We start from the raw sequence: 14787 nt of genomic DNA, 5'->3' as shown, positions 1-14787 counted from the left end.
GCCCCGATGCGAGCCCCGCCGCGCCGGCCCCCGATGCGGCAGAGCCGCCGGCGCCAGACGCCGATCCGGCCTCCGAGGCGGCCCTGCCCGAGACATCGACGACGGCGCCGGACATCGCCTCCGAGTTGCCGGAGGCCGGCGATCCCGAGGCGTTCGACGCCGATCGCCTGCGCGCACTTCTGGACGATGCCGATCTGTCGGAGGTGGATCGCGCGCAACTCGAAGCGATCATCGATTCGGCCGAACAGGATCCCAGCCTCGTGGATCAGGCGGTTCAGGCCCTGCGCGAGCGGCTGTCCGGGCCCGAGACGCGCTGACTGTCGCGCTGACTGTCGCACGGTCCGGCCCGGACGGGGCCGGGCCGTCGGCGCCACCCTCAGCGGTCGGTGGCGTCGGTGTTGCAGAACATGTCGTACATCACCTCGATCAGGCGGCGGGATTTGGGATCGCTGACGGCATAGTACATCGTCTTGCCCTCGCGGCGGCACGACACCAGCCCCTCCAGCCGGAGCCGCGCGAGCTGCTGGCTGACAGCCGCCTGACGCGCCCCCAGAAGCCGCTCCAGATCGCTGACCGAGCGTTCGCCCTGCGACAGGTGGCACAGGATCAGCAGCCGCCCCTCATGGGCGAGCGCCTTGAGGAAGGCGGCCGCGGCGGTGGCCTTCTCGACCATCTCGGCCATGGCGATGTCGTCGGGCGCGGCGGCGTCGGGCGGCGACGCCGCGCCGACGGGCACGCCCGGCGCTGCCGCGTCATCGTCCGGGTCACGGCGCCGGGCCATGGTCGCTTCGGTCCGCATTGTCTCGATCCTTTGCCCTCGGCGCCCGAAGGGGCGCATCGGTGGCGGGGCACCACCAACATATCGCGAAAATATAATATATCCCCTCCGACCTGACAAGGTCGCGAGGTGGCTGTGCCCGGGCATGGGGCGCAAAAAGGGTCATGCGCCCCATCCCTGCGCACGGCTTGGGACGGCATGCCGCGTTCGCGCCCGCCGCGCAACGGGCGTCCCGCCGGGGCCGCCGGTGGGCGAACCGCTGTTCCGGCCGACACAGGGCGCGTGCAGGGCGGGCCGCTTGCGGTGTGCCGGACGGTGCCTAGAACCCGCACGACGACACCGCGGCATGGGGGACAGGCAATGCGTCGGCAGGCATCCATGATGGCGATCCTTGCGGCGACGGCGCAGGGCGGGGCCATGGCGGGCGATGTGGAGTGGGGCGCGTATCTGGCGGCCGAATGCACCACCTGTCACCGCCGCGACGGCTCGGCCGACGGCATTCCGGCGATCACCGGCTGGCCCGAGGCGGGCTTTGTCGCAGCGCTGCGGGCCTATCGCGGGGGCGCGCGGTCCAGCCAGACGATGCAGACCGTCGCCCGTGGCCTCGATGACGGGGATATCGCGGCGCTGGCGGCGTATTTCGCCACCTATCCACCCGCCGCCGACTGAGCGGTCGCGCAGATCATGCCACACACGCCAAGGGGACAGACATGGAACTGAAAAGACGCGGATTTCTGGGCGTGGCGCTGGTCGGCGCCAGTGTGCTGGCGGCGCCTGCGGTGCTGGGATCGGGGCGGCCAAGGGTGGTCGTCGTGGGCGGCGGATCGGGCGGGGCCACCGCGGCGCGCCATCTGGCGATGCAGTCCGGCGGCGCCATCGACGTGACCCTGGTGGAGCCGTCGCGGACCTATTACACCTGCTACTTCTCCAATCTTGCGCTGGGCGGGGTGTGGTCGTTCGACGATCTGGGGCACTCCTATGCCAACCTGGCCGCCGTGCACGGCATCAATGTGGTGCATGACTGGGCCGTGGGCGTGGACCGCGACGCGCGGACCGTCACCCTCGCGGGGGGCGGCGTGCTGCCCTGGGACCGGCTGGTGCTGTCGCCGGGGATCGACTTTGTCGACGGCGCGGTGCCGGGCTGGGATGTCGCGGCGCAGGGGCGGATGCCGCACGCCTACAAGGGCGGCACGCAGGCGGCCTTGCTGGCAGCCCAGGTCGAGGGCATGCGCGAGGGTGGGGTCTTTGCCATGGTCGCGCCGCCCAACCCCTACCGCTGCCCGCCGGGCCCGTACGAGCGGATCTCGATGGTCGCCCACGTCCTGACCCAGCGGAACCCGACCGCCAAGATCCTGCTGGTGGACCCCAAGGAGAGCTTCTCCAAGCAGGCCCTGTTCGAGGAGGGCTGGCAGCGCCACTATCCCGGCATGATCGAGCGCATCGACCCGCTGTTCGGCGCCGACAACGTGTCCGTGGACCCCGAGGCGATGACCGTCGACATCGACGGCGTGATCGAACAGGTCGACGTCTGCAACGTCATCCCCGCCCAGAAGGCCGGCCGCATCGCCGAGGTGGCAGGCCTGACCAACGACGCGGGTTGGGTGCCGGTCGATCCCCACACCATGAAGGCGCGCGCCGACGAGGCCGTGTTCGTGCTGGGCGACGCCAGCCAGCAGGGCGACATGCCGAAATCGGGATACTCGGCCAACAGCCAGGCCAAGGTCGCGGTCAACGTCATCCGGCACGAGTTGCTGGACACCCGGCTGTTCCCCGCGCGCTATTCCAACACCTGCTGGTCGCTGATCGCCCCCGATGACGGCGTCAAGGTCGGCGCCGCCTATGACGCCACCGACGAGAAGATCGCCACGCGCGACAGCTTCATCAGCCAGACCGGCGAGGATACCGACCTGCGCGCCGCCACCTTTGCCGAGTCAATCGGCTGGTACCGGGGCATCACCGCCGACATGTTCGGCTGACGGCCGCGCACAGCAAAAAACGCCGGTCGCGGATGCGGCCGGCGTCTTGCATGGCGCGGGCAGGGGGGCCGCGGCCCCCCGCCGGGTCAGAGACGGCCGAGCACCGCCGCGGTGTCCAGCATCCGGTTGGAGAAGCCCCACTCGTTGTCGTACCACGACAGGATGCGCACCATCCGCCCCTCCAGCACCTTGGTCTGATCGAGGTGGAAGATCGACGAGCGCGGGTCGTGGTTGAAGTCCATCGACACGTTCGGCGCATCGGTCACGCCCAGGATGCCCTTGAGCGGGCCATCGGCGGCCGCGGCGGTCATCGCCTCGTTGATCTCTTCCATGGTGCAGTCGCGCGCGGCCTCGAAAGTCAGGTCCACGACCGAGACGTTCGGCGTCGGCACCCGGATCGCCACACCATCGAGCTTGCCCTTCAGCTCGGGCAGCACGAGGCCCACCGCGCGCGCCGCCCCGGTGGAGGTCGGGATCATGTTCATCGCCGCCGCGCGGGCGCGATACATGTCCTTGTGCATGGTATCCAGCGTCGGCTGGTCGCCGGTGTAGCTGTGGATCGTGGTCATGAACCCGCGCGAGATCCCCACCGTGTCGGCCAGAACCTTGGCCACCGGCGCGAGGCAGTTGGTGGTGCACGACGCGTTCGACACGATGCGGTCGGAGGCCTCCAGCGTGCCCTCGTTGACGCCGAACACGATGGTCTTGTCGGCGCCGTTGGAGGGGGCCGAGACCAGCACGCGGCTGGCGCCGTTCTCCAGGTGGATGGCGGCCTTGTCGCGGTCGGTGAAGATGCCGGTGCACTCCATCACCACGTCGACGCCCTTCCACGGCAGCTCGGCGGGGTTGCGGATCGCGGTGACCGCGATCGGGCCGCGGCCGACGTCGATGGTGGTGTCGGTGGTCGTCACCTCGCCCGGGAACCGGCCGTGGATCGAATCGAAGCGCAGCAGATGGGCGTTCAGCTCCACCGAGCCGAGGTCGTTGATCGCCACCACCTCGATGTCGTCGCGTCCCTGCTCGACCAGTGCGCGCAGCACGTTGCGCCCGATGCGGCCGAAGCCGTTGATCGCCACCTTGACAGCCATGTGTGTCCTCCTTGGGCCGGATTTCGCTTGGCCGCGACTGTCCCCATCGCGGGGCCGAGGTCAACCGAAAGCGACGATTCAGGCGCCGATCCGCCCCCGCCACCGCGGGAAACCGGGCCCGCGCCCGCCCGATGGCGCGCGCGCCCTTGCCCCCGGTGCGGTGCGGCCCTAAGCCCTGAGGCATGCGGATACTCTTTCTGGGCGATGTGATGGGCCGGTCGGGCCGGGCGGCGGTGGCGGAGACGCTGCCGGGCTTGCGCCGGGACTGGCGCCTCGATTTCGTGGTGGTCAACGCCGAGAATGCCTCGTCCGGGATGGGGCTGACGCCGGAGCACGCGCGCGCGCTGCTGGAGGCGGGCGCGGATGTGCTGACGCTGGGCGATCACGCGTTCGACCAGAAGGCGATGCTGTCCTTCATCGAGACCGAGCCGCGCATCCTGCGGCCTCTGAACTTTGCCAAGGTGGCGCCGGGGCGGGGGCATCGGGTGTTCGACGCGCCGGGCGGGCGCCGCGTGCTGGTGGCGCAGGTGCTGGGGCAGGTGTTCATGAAGCGCCCCTTCGACGACCCGTTTTCCGCCCTCGACCCGGTGCTGCGCGCGCACCCGCCGGGCGGCATGGTGCAGGCCGCCATCATCGACGTGCACTGCGAGGCCACATCCGAGAAGACCGCGATCGGCCTGTGGTGCGACGGCCGCGCCAGCCTGGTCGCGGGCACCCACACCCACATCCCCACCGCCGACGGCCGCGTGCTGCCGGGCGGCACCGGCTACATCTCGGACGCGGGGATGTGCGGGGTCTATGATTCGGTGATCGGCATGGACCGCGAGGAACCCCTGCGCCGCTTCGTCACCGGCATGGGCAAGGGCCGTTTCGAGCCCGCCCAGGGCGAGGCCACCCTGTCCGGCGTCTACATCGAGACCTGCGACCGCACCGGACGCGCGCTGTCGCTGTCGATGGTGCGCGTGGGTGGCGCGCTGCAGCCCTCCGTGCCGGGATGAGGGCGCGGCCGGTGCCGTTCGCGGCGCCTGTCGTGATCGCAGGCCGGGACGGGACCACGCCGCCCGTGCGGATCGGCGCGCTGTCATGGCCGCCAAGGCCCGCGCCAGTGCCTGCGCCAGTGCCCGCGCCGCCGACGCTGCCCGCCGGTGTGGCGCAGCCCCGCCCCGCGCCGCCTGCGCCCACCCGCTGACCGGCGGTTTCCCTTGAACGGCAAAATCATTCGACCGACACTCGGCTCCATCCTGCAAGAGGAAGCGCGATGATCGACCTCGGCCTGACCCCCACGCAGGAGGCGCTTGCGGCGCTGGGCATCGTGGTGGTGATGTTCCTTGCCTTCGTGCGCGAAACCTTTCCGGTCGAGGTGACGGCCATCGCCGGGGCGTCGGCGATGCTGGTGCTGGGCATCCTGCCGCAGTCTTCGGCGATGGCGGTGTTCGCCAACCCCGCGCCCTGGACCATCGCGGCGCTGTTCGTGATCGTGGGCGCGCTCGTGCGCACCGGGGCGTTGAACTGGATCACGGCGGCGGCCTCGGCCAATGCGGTGCGCCGGCCGGTGCTGACGCTGGGGGGGCTGGCGCTGACGGTTGTGGGAATGTCGGCGTTCATGAACAACACGCCCATCGTGGTGGTGATGATCCCGATCTTCATGCAGTTGTCGCGCGAACTGGCGGTGGCACCGTCCAAGGTGATGATCCCGCTCAGCTATCTGTCGATTCTGGGGGGCACGGTGACGCTGATCGGCACCTCCACCAACCTGGTGGTGGACGGGGTCGCGCGGGCGCATGGGCTGGAGCCGTTCTCGATCTTCGAGATCACGCCGGTGGGCGTGCTGATGGCGGTGATCGGCACCGTCTATCTGGCGGTGTTCGCGCGCCGTCTGCTGCCGGACCGGACGTCGATGTCGGGGCTGATCGGGGACCGCGGCAGGATGAAGTTCTTTACCGAGGTTGCTGTTCCCGAAGGCTCTTCCCTGATCGATCGCAAGCTGGAGGAGGTCGACATCTTCCGCCGCGAGGGCGCGCGGGTGATCGATGTGCTGCGCGGGGATGCCTCGTTGCGGCGCAACCTTGGCGGTGTGGTGCTGGAGGCGGGCGACCGCGTGGTGCTGCGCACGCCCATGTCCGAGGTGCTGGAGATGCAGAGCCACCGCGACGTGCGCGCGGTGGACAAGCTGTCCTCGGTGCGCACCGCCACGGTGGAGGTGCTGATCACGCCGGGCTGCCGGATGGTCGGCCGCGCGCTGGGCGAGCTCAGGCTGCGCCGCAGGTATGGCGTTTATCCCCTTGCGGTCCATCGCAGAAACCAGAACATCGGTCGCCAGCTGGAGGATCTGGTGGTGGCCGTCGGCGACACGCTGCTGCTGGAGGGCGCGCCCGAGGACATCCAGCGCCTGGCCGCCGACATGGGGCTGGTGGATATCTCGCGCCCGTCCGAGCGTCCGTTCCGCCGCCGCCACGCGCCACTTGTGCTTGCGGTGATGGCGGCCATCGTGATTCTGGCGGCGCTGGACTTCGCGCCGATCGTAATGCTGGCGTTCCTCGGCGTGGCGATCGTGCTGCTGACCCGCTGCATCGACGCCGACGAGGCGTTCGGCTTCATCGACGGGCGCCTGCTGGCGCTGATCTTCGGGATGCTGGGTGTTGGCGCGGGGTTGGAGAACTCGGGCGCCGTGGCGTTGATCGTGGACGCGGTGGCGCCGTGGATGATGGGGCTGCACCCGATGCTGCTGGTTCTGGCGGTCTATGTTCTGACCAGCACACTGACCGAGATCGTGACCAACAATGCGGTCGCGGTGATCGTGACGCCCATCGCCATCGGGCTGGGGTTGTCGCTGGGGGTCGATCCGCGTCCGCTGGTGGTGGCGGTGATGCTGGCGGCCTCGGCCAGCTTCTGCACGCCCATCGGGTACCAGACCAACACGCTGGTGTACGGTCCCGGCGGGTATCGCTTCACCGACTATGTGCGCATCGGGCTGCCGCTGAATCTGTTGATGGCCCTGACGGTCAGCGTGGCGGTGCCGCTGATCTGGCCGCTGTGACCGGCGGGCTGGGCGCGATCCGGCTTGGCGCCGCCGCCCGCGCCGCCTAGATCAGGCGGGACGGAATGGGGGAACGGATGGCTGGACGATACACCCTTGGCGCTGCGGTGGCGGTGCTGCTGGCGCTTGCGGCGCCCGCGCTTGCGCAACCCGAGCAGCGCATGGCGGAGCTTCTGCGCCTCGACGAGGTGCTGGAGATCGTGCGCGAGGAGGGGCTGGAGCATGGCGCGGACATCGGCGCGGCGGTGCTTGGCCCGAGCGCGGGCGCGTCCTGGCGCGCGGCGGTGGCGCGGGTGCATGACCCGGAGGCGATGCGCGGGCTGATGCTGGAGGGGTTCGCGGAGGCGCTGCCGCGCGATCCCGAGGCGCTGGCGCGGATTGAATCGGTGCTGGCGTCGGACCTTGGGCAGCGGGTGGTGGAGCTGGAACTGGGCGCGCGGCGCGCGATGCTCGACCCCGGCATCGAGGACGCCGCGCGCGACGCCTGGGCCGCACAGGCGGCCGAGGGCGGTCCGCGCGTCGACACCCTGCGCCGTTTCGTCGAGGTCGGCGATCTGGTGGAGCGCAACGTCACCGGCGGGCTGAACGCGACGCTGGCCTTCTATGTCGGGCTGGCCGAGGGCGGCGGCGCGCTGGCGGAGTTCGGCGAGGCCGACATGCTGGCCGATGTCCAGGCACAGGAGTCCGGCATCCGCGCCGAGGTCGAGGGCTGGCTGCACGCCTATCTGGCGCTCGCCTTTGCGCCGCTGCCGCCCGAGGATCTGGCGGCGCATGTCGATTTCTTCGACACCGCCGACGGCCGGGCGCTGAACGCCGCGCTGTTTGCGGGCTTCAACGGCATGTTCGAAACCCTCTCGCGGCGGTTGGGGCAGGCGGCGGGCACGTTCGCCCAGGGCGAGGACCTCTGAACGCCGCGCCTGCGGGCGCAGGGCGGCCGGGCGCTTGACTTCCGTGGCGCGCTGGCCGATATGCCGACCCTCGGTGGCGGGCAGGGGTCCGTGTGCCGGGTATCGGGTTTCGCCATGACCGGGCCGAAGGTTCGGTCCTGCACGGGCGGAACCGCGCAGTCCGACGGCGCGCACAGCGCAGAAAACACCGACGGCAGGGGCCGCCGGGGCCACAGGGCGCGATTGGGAAAGGACGAGACAGATGTTTGCGGTGCTCAAGACCGGCGGCAAACAGTACCGGGTCAAGCCCGGTGACGTGCTGCGGGTGGAAAAACTGCCGGCCGAGGCCGGTGATACGGTGCGCTTCGACGAGGTTCTGATGCTGGGCGGCGACAGCCCGGTGGTCGGCGCCCCCCGTGTCGATGGCGCCGCCGTCGAGGCCGAGGTGATCGACCAGATCCGCGGCGAGAAGCTGATCCACTTCGTCAAGCGGCGGCGCAAGCACAGCTCGCAGCGGACCAAGGGGCACCGGCAATACCTGACGCTGGTGCGCATCACCGGCATCACCGCCCCCGGCGCCGCCGCGGCCGAGTGAAGGAGGACGAGACATGGCACACAAGAAGGCAGGCGGCTCCTCGCGTAACGGCCGCGACTCGGAAGGTCGGCGGCTGGGCGTCAAGCTGTTCGGCGGCCAGACGGTCCGGCCGGGCGGCATCATCATCCGCCAGCGCGGCACCAAGTGGTGGCCGGGCGAGGGCGTGGGCATCGGCCGCGACCACACCATCTTTGCCGTGACCGACGGCAAGGTGACGTTTCACAAGGGCTTGAAGGGTCGTACCTTCGTGTCGGTGCTGCCGGCGGTGGCGGCGGAATAACCGACGCTTTACCACAGTTACGGTATCGGGGGTCGGCGCCACGTCTGGCCCCCTTTGCCGTTTTCACAGGCGGCGTTGCGGTGGGGAGCGTGCGCGTCGCAGCGCCCGGGTCGGGTGCCGGAGTGAGGGAGGAGGCGTGGATGTCGGTGACCACCGGACAAAAGATCGCGAGCGGTCGGGGCGGCGCGGGCCAGGGGGCGGCCGGCGGCGTGACGGCCCGCCAGGATGCCGCGCGGCAGGGCACCAGCCCGGGCGATGTCCCCGAGATCGCGGCGGGACGGTTCATGCTGCGCCCGGTGCGCCGGTCGGATGCGGGGCTGCTGGCCCTGCATGCGGGCGACCGCCGGGTGGCGGAGGGCACGCGCTCCATCCCCCATCCGCTGCCGCCCGGCACCACCGAAGCGTTCATCGCCCGGGCGCTGAGCGGCGACGGCGGCGAGGATGTGTGGATCATGGACGGCACGGCGGCCGGCTCGGCCGAGGTGCTGGGCGTGATCAGCCTGACGCGGCTTGACCGTGGCCAGAGCCAGATCGGCTATTGGGTCGCGCCCGCCTTCTGGAACACCGGCGTGGCCACCGAGGCGGTGCGGACCCTGATCGAGGCCAACCCCCACGGCGCGCGCACCCTGTTCGCGGAGGTGTTCCAGGACAATGCGGTATCGGCGCGGGTGCTGACCAACTGCGGGTTCGAATATCTGGGCGATGCCGAGGCGTGGTCGGTGGCGCGTGCCTCCCGGGTGGCGACGTGGACCTATCTTCGGCGCATGGACTGAGGGACGGGTCGCCGCCTTCGGGGGCATCGAGCCCCCTCGGCGGCGGCACCAGGGCGGCAGGAGCCGCCCGGGTGCAGGGCCCGTGGCCCGGGCGGTGCCCGACGCGCGACCCGATGGCCCGGCTTGAGGCGGGTGGCAATTCGGCCTAAGCCCTCTTTCCTGAGCCCTGCGGGGCAGATTGCACGGTATTTGCCATGAAGTTTCTCGATCTTGCCCGGGTCAACATCCGCTCCGGCTCCGGCGGGGCGGGGTGCACCAGTTTCCGCCGCGAGAAGTTCATCGAGTACGGCGGGCCCGACGGCGGCGACGGCGGGCGCGGCGGCGATGTCTGGGTGGAGGCGGTCGACGGCCTCAACACGCTGATCGACTTTCGCTACCAGCAGCATTTCTTTGCCGAGAACGGCCGCCCCGGCATGGGCCGGCAGCGCACCGGCCGCGACGGAGCGGATGTGCTGCTGCGGGTGCCCACGGGGACCGAGATCCTCGATGAGGAGGGTGAGGAGGTGGTCGCCGACCTGACGCGGGTGGGCGAGCGGGTGTGCCTGGCCAAGGGCGGCAACGGCGGCTGGGGCAACGTGCAGTTCAAGACCGCCACAAACCGCGCCCCGCGCCGCGCCAATCCGGGGCAGGAGGGGGTGGAGCGGGTGCTGTGGCTGCGCCTCAAGCTGATTGCGGATGCGGGGTTGCTGGGGCTGCCGAACGCGGGCAAGTCGACATTCCTGGCAGCGACATCGAACGCGCGGCCGAAGATCGCGGATTACCCCTTCACCACGCTGGTGCCCAATCTGGGCGTCGTGGGGATCGACGGGCGGGAATTTGTGGTGGCCGACATTCCGGGCCTGATCGAGGGGGCCTCCGAGGGGCGCGGGCTGGGGGATCGGTTCCTCGGCCATGTGGAGCGGTGCGCGGTGCTGTTGCATCTGGTGGACGGCACCTCCGAGACGGTGGCGGAGGATCACGCGGTGATCCTGCGCGAACTGGCGGCCTATGCGCCGGGGATGATGGGCAAGCCCAGGATTACGGTTCTCAACAAGGTCGATGCGCTGGATGACGACACCCGGGCCGAGCGGATGGCCGCGCTGGAGGCCGCGGCGGGGCCGGTGATGGCGATGTCGGGCGCCTCGGGCGAGGGGGTGCGCGAGGTCCTGCGCGCGCTGGCGGCGGTCGTGGACCGCGGCCGCGCCCCGGTGGCGGAGGAGGGGGAATGGCGCCCCTGAGCTGCACCCGGCGGCTGGTGGTCAAGATCGGCTCGGCGCTGCTGGTGACCGGCGGCGCGCTGCGCGAGGCATGGTTGGCGGGGCTGGCGCAGGATGTCGCGGCACTCCGGGCGCGCGGGGTGGATGTGGTGCTGGTGTCCTCGGGCTCCATCGCGCTGGGGCGCGGGGTGCTGGGCATCACCGATCCCGCTCCGCCGCTGGAGCGCAGCCAGGCGGCGGCGGCGGTGGGGCAGATCCGGCTGGCCGGGGCCTATCAGGCGGCGCTGGCGCCGCACGGGATCACGGCGGCCCAGGTGCTGGTGACGCTGGAGGACACGGCCGATCGGCGGCGCTACCTCAACACCCGCGCCACGCTGGAGACGCTTCTGGCGCTGGGCGTCGTGCCCATCGTGAACGAGAACGACACCGTCGCCACGGACGAGATCCGCTATGGCGACAACGACCGGCTGGCCGCACAGGTGGCGGTGACGGTGGGCGCCGATGTGCTGGTGCTGCTGTCGGATGTGGACGGGCTTTACACCGCCAACCCGCAGACCGACCCCGACGCACGCCATCTGGCGCAGGTCGAGCGGGTGACGCCCGAGGTCGAGGCGATGGCCGGTGGTGCCGCGTCGGCGCTGTCGCGCGGGGGTATGGTGACCAAGCTGATGGCGGCCAAGACCGCGACGGCGGCGGGCTGTGCCATGGCGATCACGCTGGGCAGCCCCGTGCGCCCGCTGCGCGCGCTGGAGGGCGGCGCGCGGGCCACCTGGTTCGCAGCCCAGGGCGATCCGCAGACCGCCCGCAAGGGCTGGATCGGTGCGATGAAGGACAAGGGGTCCCTGCGCATCGACGCGGGTGCGGTCGCGGCGCTGCGCGCGGGGCGGTCGCTGCTGCCGGCGGGGGTGACGGCGGTGTCGGGGCGGTTCGGGCGCGGCGATCCGGTGGCGATCGTGGGGCCGGACGGGGGGCGCCTCGGCCTCGGCCTCGTGCGCTACACGGCCGAGGAGGCGGAGGCGATTCGCGGCCACCGCTCGGGCGAGATCGCGGTGGTGCTGGGCTATCCCGGCCGGGCCGCGCTGATCCACAGGGACGACATGGTGCTATGACCGACGCCGCCGATATTCCTGCACTGATGGACGACATGGGGCGGCGCGCGCGCGCCGCCGCGGCCGATCTGGCGTGTGCGCCCGCGCAGGCGAAGGCGCAGGCGCTGCGCGCGGCCGCGCGTGCCCTGCGCGCGGCCGCGGCCGAGGTGCTGACGGCCAACGGCCACGATATGGCCTATGGCGAGGGCAAGGGGCTGGCGCCCGCGATGCTCGACCGGCTGATGCTGGATGGACCCCGGCTGGAGGGGATCGCGGCGGGGCTGGAGGCGGTGGCCGAGCAGCCCGACCCGGTGGGGCAGGTGATGGCCGAATGGGACCGTCCCTCGGGGCTGCACATCCGCCGGGTGCGCACGCCGCTGGGCGTGATCGGCGTGATCTATGAAAGCCGCCCCAACGTGACCGCCGACGCGGGCGCGCTGTGCCTGAAGGCGGGCAATGCGGTGATCCTGCGCGGCGGGTCCGAGAGCTTCCATTCCTCGCGCGTCATCCATGCCTGCCTGCTGGAGGGGCTGTGCGCGGCCGGCCTGCCGCAGGATGCGATCCAGCTGGTGCCCACCCGCGACCGCGCCGCCGTGGCCGAGATGCTGCGGATGACCGCGCATCTGGACGTGATCGTGCCGCGCGGGGGCAAGGGGCTGGTGGGGCTGGTGCAGGCCGAGGCGCGGGTGCCGGTCTTTGCGCATCTGGAGGGGATCTGCCATGTCTACGTCGATGCCTCCGCCGATCCGGACAAGGCGCGGCGCGTCGTGCTGAACGCCAAGACCCGACGCACCGGCGTGTGCGGCGCGGCCGAGTGCCTGCTGGTGCACCGCGATGTGGTCAACACGCTGGGCGCGCAGATCATCGCCGATCTGGTGGCGGCGGGGGTGGATGTGCGCGCAGGCCCGGGGCTGGGGCATCTGCCCGGCGTGGGTCCGGCGGCCCCGGGCGATTTCGGGCAGGAGTTCCTCGCGTCGATCATCGCCGCGGCGGTCGTGGACGATGTCGACGGCGCCATCGCCCACATCCGCCGCCACGGCTCGGGCCACACCGAGGCGATCCTGACAGAGGATGACGCCGTGGCGGAGCGGTTCATGGCCCGCCTCGACAGCGCGATCCTGATGCGCAACGCCTCCACCCAGTTCGCCGACGGCGGCGAGTTCGGCATGGGCGCCGAGATCGGCATCGCCACCGGCAAGCTGCATGCGCGCGGGCCGGTGGGGGCCGAGCAGCTGACGTCGTTCAAGTACCTCGTGACCGGCGACGGCACCGTCCGGGGCTGAAGGCCGCCGCACGCCCCGGCCCGGAAAAAGGCGGGGGCGGCTTACACCAGCCGCGCCAGGAAACCGCCCAGATCGTCGGTGTGGTGGTGGATATGGGCTGCCGGAGCCGCCTCGGGGGCGACGTGGACGGTGCGCATGCCCATCGCGTGCGGGGCGGTCAGGTTGCGGGGGTCGTCCTCGAACATGGCGGCAACGGCGGGATCGATGCCGCCGGCCTCCAGCACCGCGGCATGGGCCTGCGGGTCGGGTTTGGGGACATAGCCCGTGTGCTCCACCCCGAAGACCGCGTCGAACAGGCCCGACAGACCGCGCGCCTCCAGCACACGCTCGGCATAGGGGGCCCAGCCGTTGGTGTGCACGATGCGCCGGCCCGGAAGCGCGGCGATGCGCGCGCGCAGGTCGGGGTCGGGGCGCAGTACGGTGAAGTCGATGTCGTGCACCTCGGCCAGATAGCCTTCGGGCTCCACCCCGTGCACGGCCATCAGCCCCGCCAGCGTGGTGCCATGCGCGCGCCAGTAGTCCTTGCGCAAGGTGTCGGCCTGTGCGCGCGGCAGGCCGGTCGCGCGCATCACGAAGCCGGTGATGCGGGCGTCGACCTGGTCGAACAGCCGCATCCGGGGGGGATACAGGGTGTTGTCGAGGTCGAAGACCCAACCCCGGACATGGGAAAACTGCTGCGCGACCATGCGACGGGCATAGCCGCGCCGGACGAACAGGGCAAGCGGGGTTGCGCCGGGGCACTGTGGGGGGATAACGGACGCCCGAGGCGATCCGCGCCCGCCCACCCCACGGAGACCGCCGATGACCGATGTCAGGCCCCCCCAGTCCGATGCGTACAGCCTGATCCTGGAGGCGATCGACGTGGGCATCTACAAGCCCGGCGACCGGCTGGTGGAATCCGAACTGGCCGAGCGCTTCGGCGTCTCGCGCACGCCGATCCGCGAGGCGTTGCAGCGGCTGGAGACGCAAAGCCTGCTGGTGCGCGACGGGCGCAGCCTGATCGTGGCGTCGCTGGACCACAACCAGCTGGCGGAGCTGTATGTGGTACGCGCGGAGCTGGAGGGGCTGGCGGCCCGGCTGGCCGCGCGCCACGCCACCGACGAGGAGGTGCAGGTGCTGCGCGACATGGTGCAGGCCGACCGTGGCCTGATCGGCAACCCCGAGGCGATGAGCCGCGCCAATCGCCGGTTCCACAAGCAGATCCACCTGGCCTCGCACAACCGGTACCTGGTCCAGCAACTGGACCTTGTGCACCGGTCGATGGCGCTGCTGGCGGTGACGTCGCTGGCCGCCGAGGGGCGCGGGGATGCCACCATGGCGGAGCACGACCAGATCGTCGAGGCGATCGCGGCGCGCGACGGGACGGCGGCCTATGGCGCGCTGAAGGCGCATATCTCCAAGGCGTTCGAGACGCGGTTGAAGATCGACGCGGGCGAGCGGCCGCTGCGCTGAGGCGGCCCTTCGCGGGGGGTGTTCGTGCGCGGTAGGGATGGGGCGGTCTGGCGACAGGGGGCGGGGATGGACGGTGGCGAGAACGGCTATCATTACGCGGTGATTGCCCGCGCCATTGCCGAGATCGACGCGGCGCCGGGGGCGCTGAGGCTGGAGGATCTGGCGGCGCGGATGGGGATGAGTGCCGCGCATTTCCAGCGGGTGTTCACGCGCTGGGCCGGGGTCTCGCCCAAGCAGTACCAGCAGTACCTTGCGCTGGACGCGGCGCGGCGGATGCTGGCTGCGCGCCATGCCACGCTGGAGACGGCGCTGGCGGCGGGGCTGTCGGGGCCGGGGCGGTTGCATGATCTGTTC

16 protein-coding genes and 1 pseudogene are annotated in these 14787 nt (G+C 71.2%); 14 read left to right on the top strand and 3 right to left on the bottom strand.

From position 1 onward, the window contains the following. Window positions 1-317, top strand: a 317-nt coding sequence (locus tag CCR87_RS03750) for a hypothetical protein (RefSeq protein WP_201156235.1), incomplete at its 5' end; no start/stop codon positions are given. 59 nt (window positions 318-376) lie between these two features. On the opposite strand, the gene CCR87_RS03745 is transcribed toward CCR87_RS03750, so the two are convergent. Then, window positions 377-682, bottom strand: a complete 306-nt coding sequence (locus CCR87_RS03745) for an ArsR/SmtB family transcription factor (RefSeq protein WP_201156236.1) — start codon at window positions 680-682, stop codon at window positions 377-379. Between the two features lie 456 nt (window positions 683-1138). Here CCR87_RS03745 and CCR87_RS03740 point away from each other — a divergent pair, with 456 nt between their 5' ends. Further along, the gene (locus CCR87_RS03740; protein WP_201156234.1) at window positions 1139-1447 is read left to right on the top strand and encodes a c-type cytochrome; all 309 of its coding nucleotides are present in this window, start codon (window positions 1139-1141) and stop codon (window positions 1445-1447) included. Between the two features lie 41 nt (window positions 1448-1488). Beyond that, window positions 1489-2754: an NAD(P)/FAD-dependent oxidoreductase gene (locus CCR87_RS03735; protein WP_201156233.1), complete on the top strand. Its 1266-nt coding sequence runs from the start codon at window positions 1489-1491 to the stop codon at window positions 2752-2754. Window positions 2755-2840: 86 nt separating this feature from the next. On the opposite strand, the gene gap is transcribed toward CCR87_RS03735, so the two are convergent. Beyond that, window positions 2841-3842, bottom strand: a complete 1002-nt coding sequence (gap, locus tag CCR87_RS03730; RefSeq protein WP_201156232.1) for a type I glyceraldehyde-3-phosphate dehydrogenase — start codon at window positions 3840-3842, stop codon at window positions 2841-2843. Between the two features lie 182 nt (window positions 3843-4024). Here gap and CCR87_RS03725 point away from each other — a divergent pair, with 182 nt between their 5' ends. From CCR87_RS03725 to CCR87_RS03685, 9 genes and pseudogenes are all read left to right on the top strand, one after another. Beyond that, window positions 4025-4840, top strand: a complete 816-nt coding sequence (locus CCR87_RS03725) for a TIGR00282 family metallophosphoesterase (protein ID WP_201156231.1) — start codon at window positions 4025-4027, stop codon at window positions 4838-4840. Between the two features lie 260 nt (window positions 4841-5100). After that, a complete protein-coding gene (locus CCR87_RS03720; protein ID WP_201156230.1) occupies window positions 5101-6879 on the top strand; it encodes an SLC13 family permease in 1779 nt (592 codons plus the stop codon). Window positions 6880-6956: 77 nt separating this feature from the next. Next, window positions 6957-7787 carry a hypothetical protein gene (locus tag CCR87_RS03715; RefSeq protein WP_201156229.1) on the top strand — a complete coding sequence of 277 codons (831 nt, stop codon included), beginning with the start codon at window positions 6957-6959 and terminating at the stop codon, window positions 7785-7787. 241 nt (window positions 7788-8028) lie between these two features. Next, window positions 8029-8352 (top strand): annotated as a pseudogene (gene rplU, locus CCR87_RS03710) (50S ribosomal protein L21); the annotation flags it as partial. 22 nt (window positions 8353-8374) lie between these two features. Further along, window positions 8375-8641: a 50S ribosomal protein L27 gene (rpmA, locus tag CCR87_RS03705; RefSeq protein ID WP_201156228.1), complete on the top strand. Its 267-nt coding sequence runs from the start codon at window positions 8375-8377 to the stop codon at window positions 8639-8641. A gap of 284 nt (window positions 8642-8925) precedes the next feature. Continuing rightward, window positions 8926-9414 carry a GNAT family N-acetyltransferase gene (locus CCR87_RS03700; protein WP_242511837.1) on the top strand — a complete coding sequence of 163 codons (489 nt, stop codon included), beginning with the start codon at window positions 8926-8928 and terminating at the stop codon, window positions 9412-9414. A 194-nt stretch (window positions 9415-9608) separates the two neighbouring features. Further along, the gene (gene obgE, locus CCR87_RS03695; protein ID WP_201156226.1) at window positions 9609-10631 is read left to right on the top strand and encodes a GTPase ObgE; all 1023 of its coding nucleotides are present in this window, start codon (window positions 9609-9611) and stop codon (window positions 10629-10631) included. Continuing rightward, window positions 10619-11719 carry a glutamate 5-kinase gene (gene proB, locus CCR87_RS03690; RefSeq protein WP_201156225.1) on the top strand — a complete coding sequence of 367 codons (1101 nt, stop codon included), beginning with the start codon at window positions 10619-10621 and terminating at the stop codon, window positions 11717-11719. Before obgE ends, proB begins: the two co-directional genes overlap by 13 nt. After that, complete coding sequence (locus CCR87_RS03685) at window positions 11716-12981, top strand: glutamate-5-semialdehyde dehydrogenase (RefSeq protein WP_201156224.1); 1266 nt, start codon at window positions 11716-11718, stop codon at window positions 12979-12981. The genes proB and CCR87_RS03685 overlap by 4 nt, the downstream gene beginning before the upstream one ends. A gap of 41 nt (window positions 12982-13022) precedes the next feature. Here the strand turns inward: CCR87_RS03685 and CCR87_RS03680 are convergent, their stop codons facing one another. Beyond that, the gene (locus CCR87_RS03680) at window positions 13023-13667 is read right to left on the bottom strand and encodes a pyrimidine 5'-nucleotidase (RefSeq protein WP_201156223.1); all 645 of its coding nucleotides are present in this window, start codon (window positions 13665-13667) and stop codon (window positions 13023-13025) included. A 115-nt stretch (window positions 13668-13782) separates the two neighbouring features. Here CCR87_RS03680 and CCR87_RS03675 point away from each other — a divergent pair, with 115 nt between their 5' ends. Both CCR87_RS03675 and CCR87_RS03670 read left to right on the top strand, forming a co-directional pair. Further along, window positions 13783-14433: a GntR family transcriptional regulator gene (locus CCR87_RS03675; RefSeq protein WP_201156222.1), complete on the top strand. Its 651-nt coding sequence runs from the start codon at window positions 13783-13785 to the stop codon at window positions 14431-14433. A 66-nt stretch (window positions 14434-14499) separates the two neighbouring features. Further along, on the top strand, window positions 14500-14787 hold a 288-nt coding region (locus CCR87_RS03670; protein ID WP_201156221.1), incomplete at its 3' end, for a helix-turn-helix domain-containing protein.

Origin of the sequence: Rhodobaculum claviforme, from assembly GCF_016653255.1 — a bacterium.
Lineage (GTDB): Bacteria > Pseudomonadota > Alphaproteobacteria > Rhodobacterales > Rhodobacteraceae > Rhodobaculum > Rhodobaculum claviforme.
Note: the sequence above shows the minus strand (reverse complement) of the source record. Positions and strands in the feature narration are given on the sequence as shown.